Annotated in this window: 26 protein-coding genes and 1 pseudogene; 19 read left to right on the top strand and 8 right to left on the bottom strand. The window is 71.1% G+C overall.

What is annotated here, in order from left to right; genetic code table 11:
- Positions 1–163 precede the first annotated feature (163 nt).
- Positions 164–880 (bottom strand): IclR family transcriptional regulator NdgR, encoded by a 717-nt coding sequence (gene ndgR, locus ABT342_RS20595; RefSeq protein WP_326652847.1) that lies wholly within the window; start codon positions 878–880, stop codon positions 164–166.
- 175 nt (positions 881–1,055) lie between these two features.
- Here ndgR and leuC point away from each other — a divergent pair, with 175 nt between their 5' ends.
- The 4 genes from leuC (at position 1,056) to ABT342_RS20575 (ending at position 4,215) form a co-directional block, all read left to right on the top strand.
- Positions 1,056–2,486: a 3-isopropylmalate dehydratase large subunit gene (gene leuC, locus ABT342_RS20590; RefSeq protein WP_351575542.1), complete on the top strand. Its 1,431-nt coding sequence runs from the start codon at positions 1,056–1,058 to the stop codon at positions 2,484–2,486.
- A 5-nt stretch (positions 2,487–2,491) separates the two neighbouring features.
- Entirely contained in the window at positions 2,492–3,085 is a 594-nt protein-coding gene (gene leuD / locus ABT342_RS20585; protein WP_351575540.1) for a 3-isopropylmalate dehydratase small subunit, read from the top strand.
- Positions 3,086–3,189: 104 nt separating this feature from the next.
- Positions 3,190–3,417, top strand: coding sequence for an SCO5555 family protein (locus ABT342_RS20580; RefSeq protein WP_093653521.1), 228 nt, complete (start codon positions 3,190–3,192; stop codon positions 3,415–3,417).
- Positions 3,418–3,588: 171 nt separating this feature from the next.
- Positions 3,589–4,215: an HU family DNA-binding protein gene (locus ABT342_RS20575; RefSeq protein WP_351575537.1), complete on the top strand. Its 627-nt coding sequence runs from the start codon at positions 3,589–3,591 to the stop codon at positions 4,213–4,215.
- Between the two features lie 81 nt (positions 4,216–4,296).
- Here the strand turns inward: ABT342_RS20575 and ABT342_RS20570 are convergent, their stop codons facing one another.
- Positions 4,297–4,500, bottom strand: coding sequence for a hypothetical protein (locus tag ABT342_RS20570; protein ID WP_351575534.1), 204 nt, complete (start codon positions 4,498–4,500; stop codon positions 4,297–4,299).
- A 206-nt stretch (positions 4,501–4,706) separates the two neighbouring features.
- Positions 4,707–5,366, bottom strand: a complete 660-nt coding sequence (gene cofC / locus ABT342_RS20565; protein ID WP_351575531.1) for a 2-phospho-L-lactate guanylyltransferase — start codon at positions 5,364–5,366, stop codon at positions 4,707–4,709.
- A 166-nt stretch (positions 5,367–5,532) separates the two neighbouring features.
- Here cofC and ABT342_RS20560 point away from each other — a divergent pair, with 166 nt between their 5' ends.
- Genes ABT342_RS20560 through ABT342_RS20550 form a run of 3 tightly spaced genes read left to right on the top strand, consistent with a single transcriptional unit; the run spans position 5,533 to position 8,550 of the window.
- Positions 5,533–6,285, top strand: a complete 753-nt coding sequence (locus ABT342_RS20560; RefSeq protein ID WP_351575528.1) for a lysophospholipid acyltransferase family protein — start codon at positions 5,533–5,535, stop codon at positions 6,283–6,285.
- Positions 6,282–7,319 carry an NAD(P)H-dependent glycerol-3-phosphate dehydrogenase gene (locus tag ABT342_RS20555; RefSeq protein ID WP_351575525.1) on the top strand — a complete coding sequence of 346 codons (1,038 nt, stop codon included), beginning with the start codon at positions 6,282–6,284 and terminating at the stop codon, positions 7,317–7,319. The genes ABT342_RS20560 and ABT342_RS20555 overlap by 4 nt, the downstream gene beginning before the upstream one ends.
- Positions 7,320–7,377: 58 nt before the next feature.
- On the top strand, positions 7,378–8,550 hold the full coding sequence (locus ABT342_RS20550; RefSeq protein ID WP_351575522.1) for a D-alanine--D-alanine ligase family protein: 1,173 nt from the start codon (positions 7,378–7,380) through the stop codon (positions 8,548–8,550).
- A gap of 34 nt (positions 8,551–8,584) precedes the next feature.
- Here the strand turns inward: ABT342_RS20550 and ABT342_RS20545 are convergent, their stop codons facing one another.
- Positions 8,585–9,082, bottom strand: a complete 498-nt coding sequence (locus ABT342_RS20545) for a DUF3515 domain-containing protein (protein ID WP_351575603.1) — start codon at positions 9,080–9,082, stop codon at positions 8,585–8,587.
- Positions 9,083–9,105: 23 nt separating this feature from the next.
- Entirely contained in the window at positions 9,106–9,339 is a 234-nt protein-coding gene (locus ABT342_RS20540) for an Lrp/AsnC family transcriptional regulator (protein WP_028802415.1), read from the bottom strand.
- A gap of 212 nt (positions 9,340–9,551) precedes the next feature.
- On the opposite strand from ABT342_RS20540, the gene ABT342_RS20535 reads away from it, so the two are divergent.
- Together ABT342_RS20535 and thiD are read left to right on the top strand one after the other, a co-directional pair.
- On the top strand, positions 9,552–10,514 hold the full coding sequence (locus ABT342_RS20535) for a thiamine-phosphate kinase (protein ID WP_351575519.1): 963 nt from the start codon (positions 9,552–9,554) through the stop codon (positions 10,512–10,514).
- The gene (gene thiD / locus ABT342_RS20530) at positions 10,511–11,296 is read left to right on the top strand and encodes a bifunctional hydroxymethylpyrimidine kinase/phosphomethylpyrimidine kinase (protein WP_351575516.1); all 786 of its coding nucleotides are present in this window, start codon (positions 10,511–10,513) and stop codon (positions 11,294–11,296) included. The genes ABT342_RS20535 and thiD overlap by 4 nt, the downstream gene beginning before the upstream one ends.
- Before the next feature lie 166 nt (positions 11,297–11,462).
- On the opposite strand, the gene rpmB is transcribed toward thiD, so the two are convergent.
- Positions 11,463–11,648: a 50S ribosomal protein L28 gene (gene rpmB, locus ABT342_RS20525; protein ID WP_003957616.1), complete on the bottom strand. Its 186-nt coding sequence runs from the start codon at positions 11,646–11,648 to the stop codon at positions 11,463–11,465.
- 237 nt (positions 11,649–11,885) lie between these two features.
- Between rpmB and ABT342_RS20520 the strand changes: the two genes are divergently transcribed.
- From ABT342_RS20520 to mutM, 9 genes are all read left to right on the top strand, one after another.
- Positions 11,886–13,478 (top strand): DAK2 domain-containing protein, encoded by a 1,593-nt coding sequence (locus ABT342_RS20520; protein ID WP_351575512.1) that lies wholly within the window; start codon positions 11,886–11,888, stop codon positions 13,476–13,478.
- Positions 13,479–13,591: 113 nt separating this feature from the next.
- Positions 13,592–15,775, top strand: coding sequence for an ATP-dependent DNA helicase RecG (recG, locus tag ABT342_RS20515; protein WP_351575509.1), 2,184 nt, complete (start codon positions 13,592–13,594; stop codon positions 15,773–15,775).
- 66 nt (positions 15,776–15,841) lie between these two features.
- Entirely contained in the window at positions 15,842–16,426 is a 585-nt protein-coding gene (gene rsmD / locus ABT342_RS20510; RefSeq protein ID WP_351575506.1) for a 16S rRNA (guanine(966)-N(2))-methyltransferase RsmD, read from the top strand.
- A gap of 35 nt (positions 16,427–16,461) precedes the next feature.
- On the top strand, positions 16,462–16,941 hold the full coding sequence (gene coaD, locus ABT342_RS20505) for a pantetheine-phosphate adenylyltransferase (protein WP_351575600.1): 480 nt from the start codon (positions 16,462–16,464) through the stop codon (positions 16,939–16,941).
- A gap of 129 nt (positions 16,942–17,070) precedes the next feature.
- Positions 17,071–18,093, top strand: coding sequence for an ATP synthase subunit B family protein (locus tag ABT342_RS20500; RefSeq protein ID WP_351575597.1), 1,023 nt, complete (start codon positions 17,071–17,073; stop codon positions 18,091–18,093).
- 114 nt (positions 18,094–18,207) lie between these two features.
- Positions 18,208–18,846, top strand: a complete 639-nt coding sequence (locus ABT342_RS20495; RefSeq protein WP_351575594.1) for a YceD family protein — start codon at positions 18,208–18,210, stop codon at positions 18,844–18,846.
- A gap of 2 nt (positions 18,847–18,848) precedes the next feature.
- A complete protein-coding gene (gene rpmF / locus ABT342_RS20490) occupies positions 18,849–19,022 on the top strand; it encodes a 50S ribosomal protein L32 (RefSeq protein WP_003957604.1) in 174 nt (57 codons plus the stop codon).
- 17 nt (positions 19,023–19,039) lie between these two features.
- Positions 19,040–19,837 carry a ribonuclease III gene (rnc, locus tag ABT342_RS20485; RefSeq protein ID WP_351575502.1) on the top strand — a complete coding sequence of 266 codons (798 nt, stop codon included), beginning with the start codon at positions 19,040–19,042 and terminating at the stop codon, positions 19,835–19,837.
- Between the two features lie 435 nt (positions 19,838–20,272).
- Positions 20,273–21,163: a bifunctional DNA-formamidopyrimidine glycosylase/DNA-(apurinic or apyrimidinic site) lyase gene (mutM, locus tag ABT342_RS20480; protein WP_351575500.1), complete on the top strand. Its 891-nt coding sequence runs from the start codon at positions 20,273–20,275 to the stop codon at positions 21,161–21,163.
- Here mutM and ABT342_RS20475 read toward each other — a convergent pair.
- Both ABT342_RS20475 and ABT342_RS20470 read right to left on the bottom strand, forming a co-directional pair.
- Positions 21,106–21,336 (bottom strand): annotated as a pseudogene (locus ABT342_RS20475) (winged helix-turn-helix transcriptional regulator); the annotation flags it as partial. The gene mutM and the pseudogene ABT342_RS20475 overlap by 58 nt on opposite strands.
- A 32-nt stretch (positions 21,337–21,368) precedes the next feature.
- Positions 21,369–22,193 (bottom strand): CAP domain-containing protein, encoded by an 825-nt coding sequence (locus tag ABT342_RS20470; protein ID WP_351575498.1) that lies wholly within the window; start codon positions 22,191–22,193, stop codon positions 21,369–21,371.
- A gap of 146 nt (positions 22,194–22,339) precedes the next feature.
- On the opposite strand from ABT342_RS20470, the gene ABT342_RS20465 reads away from it, so the two are divergent.
- Positions 22,340–22,621, top strand: a complete 282-nt coding sequence (locus tag ABT342_RS20465; protein ID WP_351575496.1) for an acylphosphatase — start codon at positions 22,340–22,342, stop codon at positions 22,619–22,621.
- The last annotated feature ends 223 nt before the right edge of the window (positions 22,622–22,844 follow it).

Below are 22,844 nucleotides of genomic sequence, written 5' to 3'. Positions count from 1 at the left end.
CCCGCCCCGCCCCTTCCCGAAAACTGGGGGCGAGCCCCCAGACCCCCGTACGGCCTTCGGCCGTGTCCTCAATCGCCGGACGGGCTGGAATGGGGCGTAGGGGCGGGTAGGGACCAAAGCCCGCCGCAGGCGCGCCCACCCGCACCCACCCCGTCCCACCCTGCTAGCTCGTACGGCGCAGGGCCTCCGAGAGGCGGGCGGCCGCGTCGATGACCGCCTGGGCGTGCATACGGCCCGGGTGGCGGGTCAGCCGCTCGATCGGGCCGGAGACGGACACCGCCGCCACGACCCGGTTCGACGGCCCCCGTACGGGCGCGGACACGGACGCCACGCCCGGCTCGCGCTCGCCGATCGACTGGGCCCAGCCCCGGCGCCGTACGCCCGACAGGGCGGTCGCCGTGAAGCGCGCGCCCTGCAGACCGCGGTGCAGCCGCTCCGGCTCCTCCCAGGCCATCAGGATCTGGGCCGAGGAGCCGGCCTTCATCGTCAGTGTGGAGCCGACGGGCACCGTGTCCCGCAGTCCGGACAGCCGCTCGGCCGCCGCGACACAGATGCGCATGTCTCCCTGCCGGCGGTAGAGCTGCGCGCTCTCGCCGGTCACATCGCGCAGATGTGTCAGTACCGGCCCCGCCGTCGCGAGCAGGCGGTCCTCGCCCGCGGCCGCGGCCAGCTCGGCCAGCCGGGGACCGAGGATGAACCGGCCCTGCATGTCCCTCGCCACCATCCGGTGGTGTTCCAAAGCCACGGCAAGGCGATGTGCCGTGGGTCGTGCGAGCCCTGTCGCCGCGACCAGCCCGGCGAGGGTGGCCGGACCGGACTCCAGGGCGCTCAGTACCAGAGCTGCCTTGTCGAGAACGCCGACGCCGCTAGAGTTGTCCATGCAACGATACTCACGTCTCACTCTGTGAAACGCAAGTTCAATTTCTCCGAGAAGTTGCGAACCTGGATGTACGGCCGCACAAGGGCCCGCGTTACCCGCCGGTACCAAAGTGCGGACGGCGGCGCAATTGATCTCTAGTTGGGCCCGGCGAAGCTGCCGGGCCGGAGGGAAAGCGATGGGTAGGACACTCGCGGAGAAGGTCTGGGACGACCACGTCGTCCGGCGCGCCGAGGGCGAGCCCGACCTCCTCTTCATCGATCTCCATCTCCTGCACGAGGTGACCAGCCCGCAGGCCTTCGACGGTCTGCGGCAGAACGGCCGTCGGGTGCGGCGGCTCGACCTCACCATCGCGACCGAGGACCACAACACCCCGACCCTCGACATCGACAAGCCCATCGCCGACCCGGTCTCCCGCGCACAGCTGGAGACCCTGCGCAAGAACTGCGCCGAGTTCGGCGTACGTCTGCACCCGCTGGGCGATGTCGAGCAGGGCGTTGTCCACGTCGTGGGACCGCAGCTGGGACTGACCCAGCCCGGCACCACCGTGGTCTGCGGTGACTCCCACACCTCCACCCACGGCGCCTTCGGCGCGCTCGCGTTCGGTATCGGCACCTCGCAGGTCGAGCACGTGCTGGCCACCCAGACGCTGCCGCTGGCCCGCCCCAAGACCATGGCGATCACCGTCGAGGGCGAACTGCCCGACGGCGTCACCGCCAAGGACCTGATCCTGGCGATCATCGCCAAGATCGGTACGGGTGGCGGCCAGGGCTACATCCTGGAGTACCGCGGCTCCGCCATCGAGAAGCTCTCGATGGAGGCCCGGATGACCATCTGCAACATGTCGATCGAGGCCGGCGCCCGCGCGGGCATGATCGCCCCGGACCAGACCACGTTCGACTACCTCCAGGGCCGTGACCACGCCCCCAAGGGCGAGGACTGGGACGCGGCGGTCGCGTACTGGAAGACCCTGCGCACCGACGACGACGCCGTCTTCGACGCCGAGGTGCTCATCGACGCCGCCTCGCTCTCCCCGTTCGTCACCTGGGGCACCAACCCCGGCCAGGGCGCCCCGCTGTCGGCGAACGTCCCCGACCCGGCTTCGTACGAGGACGCTTCGGAGCGCCTCGCGGCCGAAAAGGCCCTGGAGTACATGGGGTTGACCGCCGGGCAGGCGCTGCGCGACATCAAGGTCGACACCGTCTTCGTAGGCTCCTGCACCAACGGCCGGATCGAGGACCTGCGCAACGCGGCCGCGATCCTGGAAGGCCGCAAAGTCGCCGACGGCGTACGGATGCTGATCGTTCCCGGCTCGGTGCGGGTCGCCCTGCAGGCCGTCGAAGAGGGCCTGGACAAGGTCTTCAAGGAGGCCGGCGCCGAATGGCGGCACGCGGGCTGCTCGATGTGTCTGGGCATGAACCCCGACCAGCTGGCCCCCGGTGAGCGCTCCGCGTCCACCTCGAACCGCAACTTCGAGGGCCGGCAGGGCAAGGGCGGCCGGACCCACCTGGTCTCGCCGCAGGTCGCTGCCGCCACCGCGGTGGTCGGCCACCTGGCCTCGCCCGCCGACCTGTCCGACACCGCCACCCGTACGCCCGCCGGAGTCTGAAAACCATGGAAGCTTTCACCACGCACACCGGCCGGGCCGTCCCGCTGCGCCGCTCCAACGTCGACACCGACCAGATCATCCCGGCCCACTGGCTGAAGAAGGTCACCCGCGACGGCTTCGAGGACGGTCTCTTCGAGGCCTGGCGCAAGAGCGACGACTTCGTCCTCAACCGGCCCGAGCGGCAGGGCGCCAGCGTCCTGGTCGCCGGCCCCGACTTCGGCACCGGCTCGTCCCGCGAGCACGCCGTCTGGGCGCTGCAGAACTACGGCTTCAAGGCAGTCATCTCCTCCCGGTTCGCCGATATCTTCCGCGGCAACTCGCTCAAGAACGGCCTGCTGACCGTGGTTCTGCCGCAGGAGACGGTGGACCGGCTGTGGGAGCTCACCGAGTCCGACCCGAACGCGGAAGTCACCGTCGACTTGGAGCAGCGCCAGGTCCGCGCGGGAGACATCACCGCCGACTTCGAGCTGGACGAGAACGCCCGCTGGCGGCTGTTGAACGGACTCGACGACATCAGCCTCACCCTTCAGAACGAAGCGGACATCGCGGCCTACGAGGTGTCCCGCCCGTCGTTCAAGCCCCGTACAATTGAGGTCTGAGCAGCGCTTTTCCCGTACTGCGCCCTCCACCGTCCGGTGGGGGGCGCAGTCGCTTGTTGATACCCCCTCGGGCGACAACTCGCCCCAGATGGCACAATCGGTGCATGGAACGCGACAGCCAACTCGAGCTCTACGAGGCAGTCGCCGCCCGATTGAAGGAAGCGCACACGCGGGTGCGTGAACTGCAAGTCCCGGAGGGCGTAAGGATGGCGCTGTCCCGGAAGCTGCTGGCCGTCACGGCTGTGGCGAAGCACGATCTCGCGGATGCCGCAAGGCGTCTGGACCGGTTGATGAAGGACCTCGATGAAGGTCGTTTCCCCCAAGGTGACTGATCACCCGGTGGCTGGGCCGATATGCGGCTCCGCCGCGTGGCCGCGACAGTCGACTTCGTTGCGGCACTAGGGTGATTAGCCCGTTTCGTGTTTGATTTGCGGTATATATCTGCCTAACGTGCGAAAAGGCTTGAACAGTTTCGTTCCGGCAATGTCTCCGAAGGGGAAGACGTGAACAAGGCGCAGCTCGTAGAAGCGATTGCCGACAAGATGGGCGGCCGTCAGCAGGCCGCCGAGGCTGTCGACGCGGTACTCGACGCGATCGTCCGCGCGGTTGTCGGCGGCGACCGGGTTTCGGTCACCGGCTTCGGCTCGTTCGAGAAGGTCGACCGTCCGGCCCGTTACGCTCGTAACCCGCAAACGGGTGAGCGCGTGCGGGTCAAGAAGACCTCCGTTCCGCGCTTCCGTGCGGGACAGGGCTTCAAGGACCTGGTCAGCGGCTCGAAGAAGCTCCCCAAGGGCGGCGAAGTCGCCGTCAAGAAGGCGCCGAAGGGCAGCCTCCAGGCCGCGGCGAAGAAGGCCGCCGCCAAGAAGGCCACCGCCAAGAAGGCGGCGGCCAAGAAGGCTCCCGCCAAGAAGGTCACCGCGGCGAAGAAGGCCGCCGTCAAGAAGGCCCCCGCCAAGAAGGTCACCGCGGCGGCCAAGAAGGCGGCTCCCGCGAAGACCACCGCCGCGGCGAAGAAGGCCGCGGCCAAGAAGACCGCTCCCGCGAAGAAGGCGGTGGCGAAGAAGGCGCCCGCGAAGAAGGCGACGGCGCGCAAGACCACGGCCAAGAAGGCCACCGCCGCGAAGAGGTAAGCGGCACGGCAGCACAGGGCCACTCACGCGACGGGCCGGACTCCCCGAGGGGAGCCCGGCCCGCGGCGCGTTCGGGGGGAGTCAGAGTGTTTGCAGCGTCACCAGTGTGATCCGCAGGCCCTCGCCCTCGCCCTCGGTCTCGATCCGGACGCGCTGGCCCGGGCGCAGCATCCGCAGGCCGCCGGCGTCGAAGGCGGCGGTGTCGAACGCGACGGGGGTGCCGTCGTCGAGCAGCACGCTTCCGCTGCGGGTTTCTGGGTCGTACGTGTACGAGGTCGCCTGCATACCCCGAGCGTATCCGCCCCGCCCGCTGTCCCTGGCGGGTGGGCGGGGGTTGGGGCGCCGGAAATCAGCCCGTCCGGCGTTTGAGGACACCGCCCGAAGGGCGGTACGGGGGTCTGGGGGCTTGCCCCCGGTTGTGGGAAGGGGCGGGTAGGGGAAAGGCCCGCCGCAGGTGCCTCCACCCGTACCCCCACTCGCACCGCTCCCCCCTACCCATCGCCCCCCGCCCCAGGGTCCCGTTGAGCCGGCAGGGAGGCGCAGTGGGCCGCCGTGCGGGGGCCCACCCCGAGGGCGAGGGCCGCGAGGAGGTCCTCGCCCGTGTCCACGTCGCGCCGCATCGAATCGACGCCCATCAATTCGATTTCCCGGGCCCCGGAGATCAAATGGCGGTCCCGCGACCGGCCCCCGAAAGCCGGACGCAATTTGACGCCGGGCCCGGCCGACAGCAATGTCGTGCCAATTCCGGCGGCGTCCGCCAGAAAAGACCGGGGGAATTCCCCGGCGGCGGCCAGCACCCGCGACAATTCAGCAGGTCGCAGCGCCGGCAGGTCCGCGTTCAGCGCCGCCACCGCCGCACCGGGACGCGCGGCGCGCACCGCGTCGGCCCCGTGCGTCAGCGCGGCGTTGAGCCCCGCCGCCGGGGAGTCCGGCACGATCCGGGCCCCGAGCGCCCCCAGCTCCGCCGCCGCCACCGGATCGTCCGTGACGACCGCCACATCCCGTACCGCCGGACACGACAGCGCGGCCGCCACCGTGTCCTGGGCGAAGGCGAGCGCGAATCGCGGGCGCAGCGCCCCACCCGCGGCCTTCGCCAACCTGCTCTTGGCCAGTGCGAGGGGCTTCAGCGGGATGACCAGTGACCAGTGCACGGGCCCATTGTCACCTGTTGTCACCTGCCCGTGCGGCGACCCGGACCGGTCGGCCCGGAGGCGGGGCGTACGGTGTTCTCGACAGACCAGGGGCCTGGGGCGACACTTGACCCCCAGCAGCCAGGCAGCAGCCAGTAGCAGCCAGGTCCTAGAGGAAGGTGTCCAAGTGTCCCGCCGCAGAATCGGCTTCTGGTACCGCCTGGCGGCGGTCATCGTGAAACCGCCGTTGATGGTTCTGTTCAAGCGGGACTGGCGGGGAATGGAGCACATTCCGGCCGACGGCGGATTCATCACCGCCGTGAATCACAACTCCTATCTGGACCCGCTGTCCTACGCGCACTTCCAGTACAACACCGGACGTGTTCCGCGCTTCCTGGCGAAGGCCGCCCTCTTCAAGGGCTCGTTCGTCGGCATGATGCTGCGCGGCACCGGCCAGATCCCCGTCTACCGGGAGACCACCAACGCGCTGGACGCCTTCCGCGCGGCCGTCGACGCCCTCGAACGCGGTGAGTGCGTGGCCTTCTACCCGGAGGGCACGCTGACCCGCGACCCCGACATGTGGCCGATGGCCGGCAAGACCGGCGTCGCGCGCATCGCGCTGCTCTCCAAGGCCCCGGTCATCCCGGTCGCCCAGTGGGGCGCCAACCTGGCGATGCCGCCGTACGCCAAGGAGGACAAGCTCCGTCTCCTCCCGCGCAAGACGCTGATCGTGCAGGCGGGACCGCCCGTCGACCTCTCGCGGTTCTACGGCCTGGACCCCACGCCCGAGGTGCTGCGCGAGGTCACGGAGGCCATCATGGCCGCGATCACCGCGCAGCTGGAGGACGTACGCGGCGAGAAGGCCCCCGCCGAGCCGTACGACCACCGCAGGGCCCGCGCGGAGCAGCGGCGCAAGGCCGCGGAGGAGGGGACCAAGTGACGCAGTCCGTCAAGGCCGCCGTATTCGGCACCGGATCCTGGGGCACGGCGTTCTCCATGGTGCTCGCCGACGCCGGTTGCGAGGTCACCATGTGGGGCCGCCGCGCCGGGCCCGTCGACGCCATCAACACCACCCGCGTCAACCCGGACTATCTGCCGGGAATCCAGCTCCCCGAGGCGGTACGGGCCACCACCGACCCCGCCGAGGCCGCCCGCGACGCAGACTTCACCGTCCTCGTCGTGCCGTCCCAGACGCTCCGCGCCAACCTCACGGAATGGGCGCCCAAGCTGGCCCCCGACACCGTCCTCGTCTCCCTGATGAAGGGCGTCGAACTCGGCACCGCCAAGCGGATGAGCGAGGTCATCGTGGAGGTGGTCGCCAAGGCGCCCGCTGGGGGTACCCCCGACGAAGTCAGGGGGAGGGTCGCGGTCCTCACCGGCCCCAATCTCGCCAAGGAGATCGCCGACCGCCAGCCCGCCGCCGCGGTCGTCGCCTGCGCCGACGAGACGGTCGCCCAGCGGCTCCAGGCCGCCTGCATGACCCCGTACTTCCGCGCGTACACCAACACCGACGTCGTCGGCTGTGAACTCGGCGGCGCCGTCAAGAACGTCATCGGGCTCGCCGTCGGCATCGCCGACGGCATGGGCCTCGGCGACAACTCCAAGGCCACCCTCATCACCCGCGGACTGGCCGAAACCACCCGCCTCGGCCTCGCCATGGGCGCCGACCCGCTGACCTTCTCCGGCCTCGCCGGGCTCGGTGACCTCGTCGCGACCTGCTCGTCGCCGCTCTCCCGGAACCACACCTTCGGCACCAACCTCGGCCGCGGTATGACCCTCCAGGAGGCCATCGCGGCCACCAAGCAGACGGCCGAGGGCGTCAAGTCCTGTGAGTCCGTACTGGATCTGGCCCGGCGGCACGGTGTCGACATGCCGATCACCGAGACCGTGGTGTCGATCGTCCACGAGGGCAAGCCCCCGGTTGTCGCCCTCAAGGAGCTGATGTCGCGCGCCGCCAAGCCCGAGCGCCACTGACCTGCCCGGCGCTCGGCCCTGCCGCCCCGCCGAAGGCGCAAGGTAGTCTCGTCGCGATATGAGCGAGAACCCCTCCCACAGCAACGACCTCGCCCCCTCCGGAGGCGAGGCGCGCCGCAAGCCGCGCGTCGCGGTCGTCTTCGGCGGCCGCAGCTCCGAGCACGCGATCTCCGTCGTGACGGCCGGTGCCGTCCTGCGGGCCATCGACCGGACCAAGTACGACGTGCTGCCCATCGGCATCACGACGGACGGCCGCTGGGCGCTGACCGCGGACGAGCCGGACCGGATGGCGATCGCTGACCGGAAACTGCCGTCCGTCGCCGACCTCGCCGAGTCGGCGGAGGGCGGCGTCGTCCTCCCCGTCGACCCCGCCAACCGCGAGGTCGTCTACAGCGAGCCCGGCTCCGTGCCCAAGGCCCTCGGCGAGGTCGACGTCGTCTTCCCGATGCTGCACGGCCCCTACGGCGAGGACGGCACCCTCCAGGGTCTGCTGGAGCTCTCCGGCGTCCCGTACGTCGGCTCGGGCGTCCTCGCCTCGGCCGTCGGCCAGGACAAGGAGTACATGAAGCGCGTCTTCACCTCCTTCGGGCTGCCCGTCGGCCCGTACGTCACGATCCGCCCCCGCGAGTGGGAGCAGGATCCTTCCGCCGCCCGCAAGAAGATCGTCGACTTCGCCGGTGAGCACGGCTGGCCGCTCTTCGTGAAGCCCGCCAGGGCCGGCTCCTCGATCGGCATCACCAAGGTCGACGACCTCTCCGGACTCGACGAGGCCATCGCCGAGGCACAGCGCCACGACCCCAAGATCCTTGTCGAGTCGCTGCTGCGCGGGCGGGAGATCGAATGCGGAGTGCTGGAGTTCGAGGACGGGCCGCGTGCCAGCGTGCCCGCCGAGATCCCGCCGGTCAGCGCGCACGACTTCTACGACTTCGAGGCCAAGTACATCGACTCGGCCACCGGGCTCGTGCCCGCGCCGCTGACCGATGAGCAGACGGCCGAGGTGCGGCGGCTCGCGGTCGAGGCGTTCGACGCCGCGTCCTGCGAGGGGCTGGTCCGCGCGGACTTCTTCCTCACCGAGGACGGCGAGTTCGTGATCAACGAGATCAACACCATGCCGGGCTTCACGCCGATCTCCATGTACCCGCGGATGTGGCAGGAGACCGGGGTCGGCTACCCGGAGCTCGTCGACCGGCTGATCCAGGCGGCGCTGCGGCGCTCCACGGGACTGCGCTAGCCGGACCGCCACCCACCCCCCCCGCTGCCGACGCTCAGCCGGCGGCGGTGGGGGAGGCTTCCGGGAAGCGGTGCGGGATCGTCTTCGCGACCGGTTTCGCCAGCTCCATCAGCGGACCCACTTCCGTGAACCGCTTCGACAGCGTCACCTCGACGTACGTCTTACGGTAGGTGGTGGTGAACCGGGGGCCGTCGTCCGAGCGCTCCTCCGCCATCCACTCGACGCCGTTCACGACCACCCCGGGCGCCAGCGGATCACGCATCCCCGCGGGCCGGGGAACACCGCAGCGCAGTACGATCGCGGCGTCCCCCCACCCGGCGGTCAGCTCGGAACGCGGTTCGGGGTCCTGCCGGGCCAGACCGGCAACGGACTCCGGCAGTTCCTCGTGCAGCGCACGGCACAGCGCCTTCTCCTCGGCGGGAGGAGCCGGAACCGTGATGGACGCGGGGGCGTCCGTGGAGGAACAGCCCGTCAGCAGCACGGCGAACACCACGGCTGCGGCGGGCACAGAGAGAGGCCGGCGAGGGAACATCACCGGCCAAGGGTAGACGGGGGCTACAGGTGCACGACCGGGCAGGTCAGTGTTCGCGTGATGCCGTCCACCTGCTGGACCTTGGCAACCACCATGCGGCCCAGCTCATCTACCGTATCGGCCTGAGCGCGCACGATGACGTCGTACGGACCCGTCACGTCCTCGGCCTGGATCACCCCCGGGATCTTGGAGATGGTCTCGGCGACGGTCGACGCCTTGCCCACCTCGGTCTGAATAAGGATGTACGCCTGTACCACGGAACCTCCAGGGCGGCCACGAGGATCATGTGGGGAGAAGGGACGCCACGGTATCGCGTCGCCACGGGCCACGGGGAGACCCGCGCGCCCCGAGGCCCGCGCAGCGTGGCGTACGAAGCACAGGAATTGACGGCCGACTCGGCCTACTCGACGGTACCTACAGCAGTGATGGCTCGCTACCGCAAGCGCACTGGGGCAGAAGGGGCACAGGAATGAAGGGCACTGTGGGCGAACTGGGAGAGTTCGGACTCATCAGGGAGCTCACCTCCCGGCTCACCTCCACCCCGGCGGTACGGCTCGGACCCGGCGACGACGCCGCGGTCGTGGCCGCACCCGACCGACGGGTCGTGGCCAGCACCGACCTCCTGCTGGAGGGCCGGCACTTCCGCCGCGACTGGTCGACCGCGTACGACGTCGGCCGCAAGGCGGCCGCGCAGAACCTCGCCGACATCGCCGCCATGGGCGCCGTGCCGACCGCGCTGCTCCTCGGCCTGGTCGTCCCGGCCGACCTGCCGGTCACCTGGGCCACCGAGCTCATGGACGGCATCCGCGACGAATGCCAGGTCGCGGGCGCCGCGGTGGTCGGCGGCGATGTCGTACGCGGCGACACCATCACCGTGGCGATCACCGCGCTCGGCGATCTGCGCAACCACGACCCGGTCACCCGCTCCGGCGCCCAGCCCGGCGACGTCGTCGCCTACACCGGCTGGCTGGGCTGGTCGGCCGCCGGGCACGCGGTCCTCTCGCGCGGCTTCCGCTCGCCCCGCGCGTTCGTCGAGGCCCACCGGCGCCCCGAGCCGCCGTACCACGCCGGCCCGGCCGCCGCCGGACTCGGCGCCACGTCCATGACCGACGTCAGCGACGGACTCGTCGCCGACCTCGGGCACATCGCCGAGGCCAGCAAGGTCCGTATCGACCTGCGCTCCGGACTCATCGACATCCCCTCGCAGATGAACGACATCGGCCAGGCCGTCGGCGTCGACCCGCTCCAGTGGGTGCTCAGCGGCGGCGAGGACCACGCGATCGTCGCGACCTTCCCGGCCGATGTGAAGCTGCCCGCGCGGTGGAAGGTGATCGGCGAGGTCCTCAACCCCTCGGCACTGCCGCAGGTGACGGTGGACGGGGCGCCGTGGACGAACAAGGGCGGCTGGGACCACTTCGGGGAGGACGCGTGACCCCGCCCCTCGTCCTCACGGTCGCCGGGTCCGACTCCGGCGGCGGCGCGGGCATCCAGGCCGATCTGAAGACCATGCTGGCCCTCGGCGTCCACGGCATGAGCGTGATCACCGCCGTCACCGCGCAGAACTCGCTGGGCGTCCAGGGCGCCTGGGAGCTGCCCGCGGAGGCGGTACGCGCCCAGTACCGCAGCGTCGTCGACGACATCGGCGTACAGGCCGTGAAGACCGGCATGCTGGCCTCGGCCGAGCTGGTCGAGACGGTCGCGGACCTGCTCGCCGGAACCGACGCGCCCGTGGTGGTGGACCCGGTGGGGGTCTCCAAGCACGGGGACTCCCTGCTCGCCGCGTCCGCGCTCGACTCCGTACGCAAGAGGCTGCTGCCCGCCGCGACCGTGGCGACCCCGAACCTGGACGAGGTCGCCCAGATCACCGGCGTCCAGGTGGAGTCCGAGACCGACATGCGGCGCGCGGCCGACGCGGTGCTCGGGTACGGGCCGGGCTGGGCGCTGATCAAGGGCGGGCACCTGGCGGGGGACGCCGTGGACCTGCTCACGGACGGCACCGAGGAGCACTGGCTGCGCGCGCCCCGCCACGACAACCGGCACACGCACGGCACGGGCTGCACGCTCGCCTCGGCGGTGGCGGCGGGCCTGGCGAAGGGCCTGCCGGTCCCGGAGGCGGTGGCCGCCGCCAAGGAGTACGTGACGGGCGCGATCGCGGCCGGGTTCGCACTGGGCGGGGGAATCGGCCCGGTCGACCACGGCTGGCGTTTCCGCTAGGCGGTTCGGCCAGGCGGTTCCCGCCGGGCCGTTCCTGCTGGGCCGTTCCCGCCGGGCCGCTCCCGCCGGGCAGGGGAGGTGCGGGAACAGCGAAAAGCCGGTCCACCGTGAGGTGGACCGGCTTTCAAGGCAACCGCAGGGGCTGCGCTACGACGAAACGTCGGCGTTAGCGCGAGACCTTGCCGGCCTTGATGCACGAGGTGCAGACGTTGAGCCGCTTCGGCGTCCGACCGACCACGGCACGCACGCGCTGGATGTTCGGGTTCCAGCGACGGGACGTACGGCGGTGCGAGTGCGAAATGTTGTTGCCGAAGCCCGGCCCCTTGCCGCAGACGTCGCAGTTGGCAGCCACGGGTCACTCCAAAGACTTCAGGTGCACTTACAGTGAATTCCGGCGTGCCGGAATCAGTGATCTGAAGTGGCCTGCCGGGGGAAAATGGCCCGACTCTCATCGGGCAACCGGAGCAGCATACAACGACTGCGTCGGTAGAACGAAACTACCATGGCTCCCTCCGACCCCGCCCCGCCCCCGGGCCCGGACCGGGTCTACCCTGCGGTGCAGCCCGGCGCCGCACAAGGAGGACGTCAATTGCCGCAGTCTCTCGATGCCCTGGCGGTACGCACGTGGTGCTCACTGGCGCTGGAGGCGCTGGGCCGGGAGCGCGAGGAGATCGACGCGATCAATGTCTATCCCGTCGCGGACGGGGACACCGGCACGAACCTGTACCTGACGGTCGAGTCCGCGGCGCGGGCGGTGGAAGCGGTCTTCGAGGCGTACGAGACCGGCGAGCCCGCGCCGGCCGACGTGGCGCGGGCCATGGCCCACGGAGCGCTCATCGGCGCCCGGGGGAACTCGGGGACGATCCTGGCGCAGCTGCTGCGGGGCATGGCGGAGGTCCTCGGCGGGGACGATGACCCGCGGCTGGCGGGCGCGCTGCGCCGGGCGGCCGAGTCGGCGCGCGAGGCGGTCGCGCACCCGGTCGAGGGCACGATCCTGAGCGTGGCGTCGGCGGCCGCGGAGGGCCCCGTGACGGACGACGACGCGACGGCGGTGACAGCCGCGTACGCGCGCGCCCGCGAGGCGCTGGAGCGCACCCCCGGGCAGCTGGAGGTGCTCGGCCGGGCGGGTGTGGTGGACGCGGGCGGGCAGGGGCTGCTGGCGGTGCTCGGCGCGCTGGTGGAGGCGGTGACGGGGGAAGCGCCCGCGGTACGTCCGGTCGTACGGGCCCACCCCACGCCGGTCCCGGTCGCGGCCGCCGTCACCGAGCCGTGCGCCGACGGGGGCCCCGCCTTCGAGGTGATCTACCTCCTGGAGGCGGACGACGCGGCGGTGACCCGCCTCAAGGCGCGGCTGGACGGGCTCGGCGACTCGCTCGTCGTGGTCGGCGGCGATGGGCTGTGGAACGTCCATGTGCACGTGGACGACGCGGGCGCGGCGGTGGAGGCGGGCGTCGAGGCAGGGCGGCCGTACCGGATCCGGATCACCCACTTCGGCGCGGCCGCGCCTGAGGCGCGCGAACGGGTGCAGCGGGCCGTGGTCGCCGTGGTGCCGGGCGAGGGGCTGGCCGGGCTGTGTGCGGAGGCCGGGGCGACCACGGTGCTCGCGCGACCGGGGGAGCCGCCCGCCAGCGGGGAGCTCGTGGAGGCGATCCGGCGCGCCCACGCGCGTGAGGTGGTGCTCCTGCCCAACGACGCCGAGCTGCGGCACACGGCGGCCGCGGCCGCCGAACAGGCCCGCACCGAGGGCGTCCGGGTCGCCCTCATCCCGACCCGCTCGGCGGTCCAGGGCATCGCGGCGCTCGCGGTCCACGAACCCGACCGCCGTTTCGACGAGGACGTCGTCGCGATGACCTCGGCGGCCGGTGCCACCCGGTACGGCGAACTGGCCGTCGCCGAGCGGCAGTCGTTCACGTCGGCGGGTGTGTGCCAGGCCGGGGACGTGCTCGGCCTGATCGAGGGCGATGTGGCGGTGATCGGCGCCGACCTCGCGACGACGGCGGAAACGGTCCTGGACCGCATGCTCTCGGCGGGCGGCGAACTGGTCACCCTGGTCCTCCCGGACGACGCCCCGCCCACGCTCGTGGCCCGCCTCGAGACCCACGTCCGCGAGGGCTACCTGGCCGTCGACACGGTGATCTACCACGGCGGCCCCGGAGCCCCTCTCCTCATCGGCGTGGAATAGCCCCCGTGCGACAGCCCCCGTGAAATGGCCCCCGTTCCTCCCCGGGGCCGCGCCACCCTCGTGACCAGCGGGTATCCACAGGGGCGCGACGGTTGTCAGCGCGGTGGTGTGCAATGGACCGCGTGTCCGCACTGGCTGAACCGCTCAAGAAGACCCTCGGTCCCGCGACCGCCAAGGTCATGGCCGAGAGCCTCGACCTGCACACCGTGGGTGACCTCCTCCACCACTATCCGCGCCGCTACGAGGAGCGCGGCCAGCTGACCCGGCTCGACGAGCTGCCCCTGGACGAGGACGTCACGGTGGTGGCCCAGGTCGCGGACTCCCGCGTGCTCAAGTTCAACGCCGGCCGGGGCCAGCGGCTGGAGATCACCATCACCGACGGCAGCGGACGGCTTCAGCTGGTCTTCTTCGGCCGGGGCATCCACAAGCCGCACAAGGACCTGCCGCCCGGCAGCCGCGCGATGTTCGCCGGCAAGGTCTCCGTGTTCAACCGGAAGCTCCAGCTCGCCCACCCCACCTACGAGCGGCTGGACGCGGACAGCGGTGACGGCGCCGTGAGCGCGTTCGCGGGGAGGCTCATCCCGATCTACCCGGCCTGCAAGGGACTCGAGTCCTGGAAGATCGCCAAGGCCGTGGACGCGGTTCTGCCGCAGGCGCGGGAAGCGGTCGACCCACTGCCGCCGGCGCTGCGCGAGGGCCGGGAATTCGTCTCCCTCACCGAGGCGCTGCTCAAGATCCACCGACCGGAGACCAAGGCCGACATCGAGGACGCCCGCCGGCGACTGAAGTGGGACGAGGCCTTCGTCCTCCAAGTCGCCCTCGCCCGGCGGCGGTACGCGGACGCGCAGCTCCCCGCCGTCGCCCGCAGACCCGCACCGGGCGGGCTGCTCGACGCCTTCGACGCGAAGCTGCCGTTCACCCTCACCGAAGGCCAGCAGAAGGTCTCCGCCGAGATCTTCGGCGACCTGGCCACCGAGCACCCCATGCACCGGCTGCTCCAGGGCGAAGTCGGCTCCGGCAAGACGATGGTGGCCCTGCGGGCCATGCTCGCCGTCGTCGACGCGGGCGGCCAGGCGGCGATGCTCGCGCCGACCGAGGTCCTCGCCCAGCAGCACCACCGCTCGATCGTCGAGATGATGGGCGAGCTCGCCGAGGGCGGCATGCTCGGCGGCGCGGAGCAGGGGACCAAGGTGGTCCTGCTCACCGGCTCCATGGGCGCCGCCGCACGCCGTCAGGCGCTGCTCGACCTGGTGACCGGCGAGGCCGGGATCGTCATCGGCACGCATGCGCTGATCGAGGACAAGGTGCAGTTCCACGACCTGGGCCTGGTCGTCGTCGACGAACAGCACCGCTTCGGTGTCGAGCAGCGCGACGCCCTGCGCGGCAAGGGCAAACAGCCGCCGCACCTGCTGGTCATGACCGCCACGCCCATTCCGCGTACGGTCGCGATGACGGTCTTCGGGGACCTGGAGACCTCCGTGCTGGACCAGCTCCCCGCCGGACGCTCGCCGATCGCGACGCACGTCGTCCCGGCCGCCGACAAGCCGCACTTCCTGGCGCGCGCCTGGGAGCGGGTCCGCGAGGAGGCCGAGGGAGGCCACCAGGCGTACGTCGTCTGCCCGCGCATCGGCGACGACGAGGAGGAGCCGAAGAAGAAGTCGGCGGAGGACGAGGCCGAGAAGCGGCCGCCGCTCGCCGTGCTCGACGTCGCCGAGCAGCTCGCGGCGGGCCCGCTGAAGGGCCTGCGGGTCGAGGTGCTGCACGGCCGTATGGCGCCCGACGACAAGGACGACGTCATGCGCCGCTTCGCGGCGGGCGAGGTCGACGTGCTCGTGGCGACCACGGTCATCGAGGTCGGGGTGAACGTGCCGAACGCCACCGCGATGGTGATCATGGACGCGGACCGCTTCGGCGTCTCCCAGCTGCACCAGCTCCGCGGCCGGGTGGGCCGTGGCTCGGCCCCCGGACTGTGCCTGCTGGTCACGGAGATGCCGGAGGCGAGTCCGGCCCGCGCCCGGCTCGGCGCCGTCGCGGCCACCCTGGACGGCTTCGAGCTGTCCTGTATCGACCTCGAACAGCGCCGTGAGGGCGATGTGCTGGGCCAGGCCCAGTCCGGCGTGCGCTCCTCGCTGCGCGTCCTCGCGGTCATCGACGACGAGGAGGTCATCGCGGCCGCCCGCGAGGAGGCGGTGTCCGTCGTCACCGCCGACCCGGAGCTGGAGCGTCTGCCGGAGCTGCGCACCGCCCTCGACGCCCTGCTCGACAAGGACCGTGAGCGCTATCTGGACAAGGGCTGACGTCCCGGCGCTGGTTATCGTGGAGGTGACCGGAACGGACAAGTACCCAGAAGGACTCGCACTCACATGACCCGCGTGATCGCCGGTGCGGCCGGCGGACGCCGCCTGGCCGTGCCGCCGGGCAACGGCACCCGCCCCACCTCCGACCGGGCGCGCGAGGGCCTGTTCTCCACCTGGGAGGCGCTGCTCGGCAGCCTGCACGGCACCCGCGTCGCCGACCTGTACGCCGGCTCGGGCGCCGTCGGCCTGGAGGCGCTGTCGCGCGGCGCGTCCCACGCGCTGCTCGTCGAGGCCGACCAGCGCGCCGCCCGCACGGTCCGGGAGAACGTACGGACGATCGCCCTGCCCGGCGCCGAGGTCCGTACGGGCCGCGCCGAGCAGATCGTCCAGGGGCCGCAGCCCGAGGCCCCGTACGACATCGTGTTCCTCGACCCGCCCTACGCCGTCACCGACGACGATCTCCGGGAGATTCTCCTCACACTCCGCGACCGGGGCTGGCTGGCGGACGACGCCCTCGTCACCGTGGAGCGCAGTACCCGAGGCGGTGAGTTCCTCTGGCCGGAGGGCATCGAACCACTGCGGGCCCGTCGCTACGGCGAGGGCACGCTTTGGTACGGTCGCGCCGCCGCCACGAGCGAAGACGCACCATGACCGGAAACACCGGACCGGAGAGCGAGGGACATCAGTTGCGCCGCGCCGTCTGTCCGGGGTCGTTCGACCCCATCACCAATGGACATCTCGACATCATCGCCCGCGCCTCCAAGTTGTACGACGTCGTACACGTGGTGGTGATGATCAACCAGTCCAAGCAGGGCCTGTTCACGGTGGAGGAGCGGATCGAGCTGATCCGCGAGGTCACCGCCGAGTTCGGGAACGTCGAGGTGGAGGCCTATCACGGCCTGCTCGTCGACTACTGCAAGGAACGGGACATCCCCGCCATCGTCAAGGGCCTGCGCGCCGTCAGCGACTTCGACTACGAGCTCCAGATGGCCCAGATGAACAATGGCCTCTCGGGCGTCGAGACGCTGTTCGTGCCCACCAGCCCGACCTACAGCTTCCTGTCGTCCTCCCTGGTCAAGGAGGTCGCGGCGTGGGGCGGAGACGTCTCCCACCTCGTGCCCCCCGCGGTGCTCTCGGCGCTGACCGAACGCCTCCCGAAGAAGTGACGTACAGCGTCCCTTCCTGACTGACCGTCACCCGGTGTCGGACGGGGACCGCCTGCCCGTACAGTCGTCCCGTCCGTCTCCAAATCGGCCGTAGCGGCTGAAGTGACTGTAGAGAGTGGCGAGCACACGGTGGACGTGCAGAAGAAGCTCGACGAGATCGTCGAGGCGGTCGGGAGCGCCCGGTCCATGCCCATGTCGGCCTCCTGCGTGGTCAACCGCGCCGAGCTGCTCGCGATGCTCGAAGAGGTGCGCCAGGCGCTGCCCGGCTCGCTCGCCCAGGCGCAGGAGCTGATCGGCGGCCGGGAGCAGATGGTCGAGCAGGCACGCCAGGAGGCCGAGCGGATCATCGAGGCCGCGCACTCCGAGCGCGGTTCGCTCATCTCCGACACCCAGATCGCCCGGCAGTCGCAGGACGAGGCCGACCGCATCCTCGCCGGGGCCCGCCGGGAGGCCGAGGAGATCCGCGCGGAGGCCGACGAGTACGTCGACTCCAAGCTCGCCAACTTCGAGGTCGTCCTCAACAAGACCATCGGGTCGGTCGACCGGGGCCGCGAGAAGCTGCTCGGCCGCGGACCCGGTGACCCGGGCGACGAGGACGCCCCCGAGTACAGCGCCGACCCGCAGACCCTGATCCAGCGGGCCGACGAGTACGTGGACGCCAAGCTGGGGGCTTTCGAGGCCGTCCTGAGCAAGACCCTGGAGGCCGTCGGCCGCGGTCGGCAGAAGCTGCACGGCCGCATCGCGACCGACGACCTGGGCGCGCACATGGCGGCCCAGGACGCGGCGGGCGGCGTTCTCCACACCAGCGACGCGGACTATCTGGCCGGGCTGGCGGAGCTCGCCGACCCGGAGCCGCAGCCCCTGCAGCCGCAGGTGTACGCGTACCAGTCGCAGGAGGCGTACGCCTACCAGCAGCCGGCGGACCCGTACGCGTACCAGCAGCCGGGGTACGACCAGGCGTATGGATACCAGCAGCAGCCGGACCCGTACGCGGCGTACCAGCAGCCCCAGCAGGCACAGGCCCAGCAGGCACAGCCCCATCAGCAGGCGCAGCAACAGCCGCAGCTCGACGAGACGAGCTTCTTCGACACGAGCATGATCGACCTGGAACAGCTGCGCCGCTACGAGCAGGGATACGAGCAAGGGCGCTGACTGGATTGGGCCAATAGCGAACGGTCCAGTATCCTGGCTCTTCGGTCGCGCGTGCGCTCTGCTCATGCTGCGCTGATTCGCGGCCCCTCACACGATCCGAAAGCAGGAAGAACCCTGAACGCCCGCCTCGACCACCGCAACCCCCTCGTGTTCGACACGCACGAGCTGGGCCGGCGGCCCGGTGCGCTCCAGCGGCTCTCCCGCTCGATCGCGGCTCCCGCGGACCTCGGTATCGAAGGGGTCGTCGGCGTGCCCGAGGGCGCGCCCGTGGAGATTGAGCTCCGCCTCGAGTCCGTCATGGAAGGGGTGCTTGTCACAGGCACCGCCCGTGCCGGGGCCGAGGGGGAGTGCGTAAGGTGTCTGGAGCCGACGCGCCATGAGGTCGCGGCGGACTTCCAGGAGATGTACTCGTATCCCGACGCCGATGACCGGGGCCGCCACAAGAAGGCGGAGCCGGACGACGACGCCGAGGACGAGGACATGATCCCCCTCGAGGACGGCATGTTCGACCTCGAGCCGGTGCTGCGTGATGCGGTGGTGCTCGCACTGCCGATGCAGCCGGTGTGCCGGGAGGACTGTGCAGGGCTGTGTGCCGATTGCGGCGCCAGCCTGAACGAGGACCCGGACCACCACCACGACGCCGTCGACATCCGTTGGGCGGCACTGCAGGGACTCGCCGGTTCACTCGGAACCGATGAGAAGGACAACATGAGCGGCGCCGAAGCGGGCGTCGACGAGAAGCAGGAGAAGTAGCCGTGGCTGTTCCGAAGCGGAAGATGTCGCGCAGCAACACGCGCCACCGCCGGTCGCAGTGGAAGGCTGCGGTCCCCACCCTGGTTTCGTGTGAGCGTTGCCAGGAGCCGAAGCAGCAGCACATCGCGTGCCCCAGCTGCGGCACCTACAACAAGCGCCAGGTCCTCGCGGTCTGAGGCTGGTGAGAGGCACGATGTCTGAGAGCATCAGTACGGCCTCGTCCCACACGCTTCTGGAAGGGCGGCTCGGCTATCAGGTCGAGTCCGCCCTTCTGGTGCGTGCGCTGACCCACCGTTCGTACGCGTACGAGAACGGCGGCCTGCCCACCAACGAGCGGCTGGAGTTCCTCGGGGACTCCGTGCTCGGTCTGGTGGTCACGGACACGCTGTACCGCACCCACCCCGACCTGCCTGAAGGCCAGCTGGCCAAGCTGCGGGCCGCGGTGGTCAACTCGCGTGCGCTGGCGGAGGTCGGCCGCGGGCTCGACCTGGGCTCCTTCATCCGGCTGGGCCGGGGCGAAGAGGGCACGGGCGGCCGGGACAAGGCGTCCATCCTCGCCGACACCCTGGAAGCGGTGATCGGCGCTGTCTATCTCGACCAGGGCCTCGACGCGGCCTCGGAGCTGGTACACCGGCTCTTCGACCCGCTGATCGAGAAGTCCTCGAACCTCGGCGCCGGCCTGGACTGGAAGACCAGCCTCCAGGAGCTGACCGCGGCCGAGGGCCTTGGAGTGCCGGAGTATCTGGTCACCGAGACCGGACCGGACCACGAGAAGACCTTCACTGCTGCCGCCCGCGTCGGTGGTGTCTCGTACGGCACCGGCACCGGCCGCAGCAAGAAGGAAGCGGAGCAGCAGGCGGCGGAGTCCGCATGGCGCGCGATTCGCGCGGCGGCGGACGAGCGCGCGGCGGCGGCCAAGGCCGTGCCCGAAGCGCCCGCCCCCGAAGCGGACGGGTCCGCCGACACCCCGTCCCCCAGGGCCACGGCCTGAGGCTGCGCTTCTTGCCCCCGCCGCGCCATTGGTGCGGCGGGGGTTTTCTTTTCCGCGGGGGCCGTCCCGCCGCGGAGCGCGGGCGGGGGCGCCTGCGGCGGGCCTTTCTCCCCACCCCGCCCCTTCCCGCAGTGTCGATTTGCGGCTCCGCCGCGTGGGGGGGGGCAGGCCCCCAGACCCCCGTACGGCCTCCGGCCGTGTCCTCCGGTTCCAGCCCCTCCGGCGATTGAGGAGCGGGGGTTCGGGGGGCGGAGCCCCCGCAACGAGGGCTGGGGCGGAGCCCCCCCCCACGCGGCGGAGCCGCAAATCGACACTGCGGGAAGGGGCGGGTAGGGGAAAGGAGCCCGTCCAGCACCCCAACCCCGGGATCCGTGCGCGGGATGCGCGGAGGTACGCTGCGGGCGTCGTCACCCCAGTCCCCTCCGGAGGAGCACCGTGCCCGAGCTGCCCGAGGTCGAAGTCGTACGGCGCGGACTCGCACGCTGGATCGCCGGGCGGACCGTGGCCGAGGTGCAGGTCCTGCACCCGCGCGCCGTGCGCCGGCACCTGGGCGGTGGCGAGGACTTCGCCGCTCGCCTCAAAGGGCATCGGATCGGGGCGGCCCAGCGCCGGGGGAAGTACCTGTGGCTGCCGCTGGAGGACAGCGGAGCCGCCGTGCTCGGGCATCTCGGCATGAGCGGGCAGCTGCTGGTGCAGCCGGACGAGGCCCCCGACGAGAAGCACCTGCGCATCCGCATCCGTTTCGACGACGCGCTCGGCACCGAACTCCGCTTCGTCGATCAGCGCACCTTCGGAGGGCTTTCGCTGCACGACACCACCCCCGAGGGCCTCCCGGACGCGATCGCGCACATCGCCCGTGATCCGCTGGACCCGGAGTTCGACGACGCCGTCTTCGTCACGGCGCTGCGCCTTCGCCGTACGACGATCAAGCGCGCGCTGCTCGACCAGACGCTCATCAGCGGGGTCGGCAACATCTACGCGGACGAGGCGCTGTGGCGGGCGAAGCTCCACTACGACCGGCCGACCGCGAGCCTGACCCGGCCCCGCTCCGCCGAACTGCTCGGGCACGTACGCGACGTGATGAACGCCGCCCTCGCCGCCGGCGGCACCAGCTTCGACAGCCTTTACGTCAACGTGAACGGCGAATCCGGGTACTTCGACCGGTCCCTGGACGCGTACGGCCGCGAGGACGAGCCGTGCCGCCGCTGCGGTACGCCGATGCGCAGGCGCCCATGGATGAACCGGTCCAGCTACTTCTGCCCGCGCTGTCAGCGCCCGCCGCGCCCGTCCCGTGCGGCGGCGGCCGTGCCGCGTGTCTCGTCGTAACGCTCCCTGGCCGTGAGCACCTCGGGACGGGTGAACTGCGCCTCGCGGCGTACGGGCCCGTCGCGTTCCGGTGCCTGAAGCGTCTGGGAGAGCGTCTTCTCGCTGACACCGTCGACGCGCCGCCGCAGCTCGCAGATGCGGAAGCCGCCTTCGTGCAACGCGCGCAGCGTCAGGACTCGGCGAAGACTCACCGGCGTGTGCGGCCTCAGAAGCCGAAGTCCTGGGTCCACCAGGGACCGCCGTCGGCGAAGTGCACGCCCACGCCGAGCGTCTTGTAGTCGCAGTTGAGGATGTTCGCGCGATGGCCGTCGCTGTTCATCCAGGAGTCCATCACCGTCCGGGCGTCGGCCTGGCCCCGGGCGATGTTCTCCCCGCCCAGCCCGCTGACACCGGACTGCCTGGCCCGGTCCCACGGATCGTCGCCGTCCGGGTCGGTGTGGTCGAAGAAGCCGCGCGCGGCCATGTCCGCGCTGAAGGCGCCGGCGAGAGCGCCGAGGGAGGCGTCGGCGCGCACCGGGGAGCAGCCCACCTTCGCGCGCTCCGCGTTCACGAGGCTCAGCACGGTGGCCTCGGCCGCGACCGCGCCGGACGGTGCCTTGCTCCGGGAGGGCTTCGGGGGAGCGGCCCGGCGCTCCGGCGTCGCGTTCTCGCTCTTCTCCGGCGCCGTCGTCGGCTTCTTCGGCTCGGGTGCCTCGGACGTCTTCGAAGGCGTCGGGGACGACGGCTTGGCGGACGCCGAGGACGGAGACGCCGAGGGGGTCACCGGCACGCGCTCGGCGCTGCGGGTCGCGGCGGTCGAGGGGCGGTCCGACGGGGTGGCGGAGGCGCCGCCCTGGGCGTTCAGCTGTCCGGGTCCGTCGGTGCGTATCTGCTCACCGCTGGTGCTGCCGCTGCCCACGACGAACTTCTCACCGCCCGGGAGCACACCGGTGGCCACGGCGACAGCGCCCACCGCCATGGCGGCGCAGGCCCCGAGCAGTCCGGTGCGTACGGGGCCTGTGGCCCGGTTCTTCCGGCGGTGGCGTCCCATTCCGCTGGCCCTTTCCGTGCTTCCCGGTTCTCTGCCTCGACACAATGGCGCACCCGAACGGGTGACGTTCATCGGGTCGCGACTGTACGCCAAGGCACGAGGGGGGCGATGTGCTCCCTGAGGAATTGGGCGGTTACCTTGCGGCAATGAATGAACATGTACGGCTCACGGCCTGGGTACGCGGGCGAGTACAGCGCGTGGGCTTCCGCTGGTTCACCAGGGAGAACGCCATGGAGATCGGCGCGATCGAGGGCTTCGCGCTCAATCTCGACGACGGCCGGGTGCAGATTGTCGCCGAGGGGCCACGTGAGAATTGCCACCGCTTGCTGGAGTGGCTTCGCTCCGACGACACGCCCGGCAGCGTCGACGGGGTCACCGAGATCTGGGGTGTCCCGAGGGGCGGATATGACGGATTCGCGATCCGCTGATCACGTACGCCGTTTCGAGGCCACGCGGTGTGTTCAGATGACTGCCCCGTGCACGCTCGTTCGAGGGAAAGAGCCTGGTGGTTGCCAGATAGGGGCTTGTCGTGCCAGGCTGCGGCAGTAAGGATGATCTCTACGCCCCCAGGGCCCCGCTGGAGAGCCGCCGCCGTGTGATTCGCGGCCGCGACCCCCGGGTTGCCCGCCGATACGGGGCGTGATCGTGTTG

It is taken from the genome of Streptomyces sp. NPDC000410 (assembly GCF_040300305.1).
GTDB lineage: Bacteria > Actinomycetota > Actinomycetes > Streptomycetales > Streptomycetaceae > Streptomyces.
Note: the sequence above shows the minus strand (reverse complement) of the source record. Positions and strands in the feature narration are given on the sequence as shown.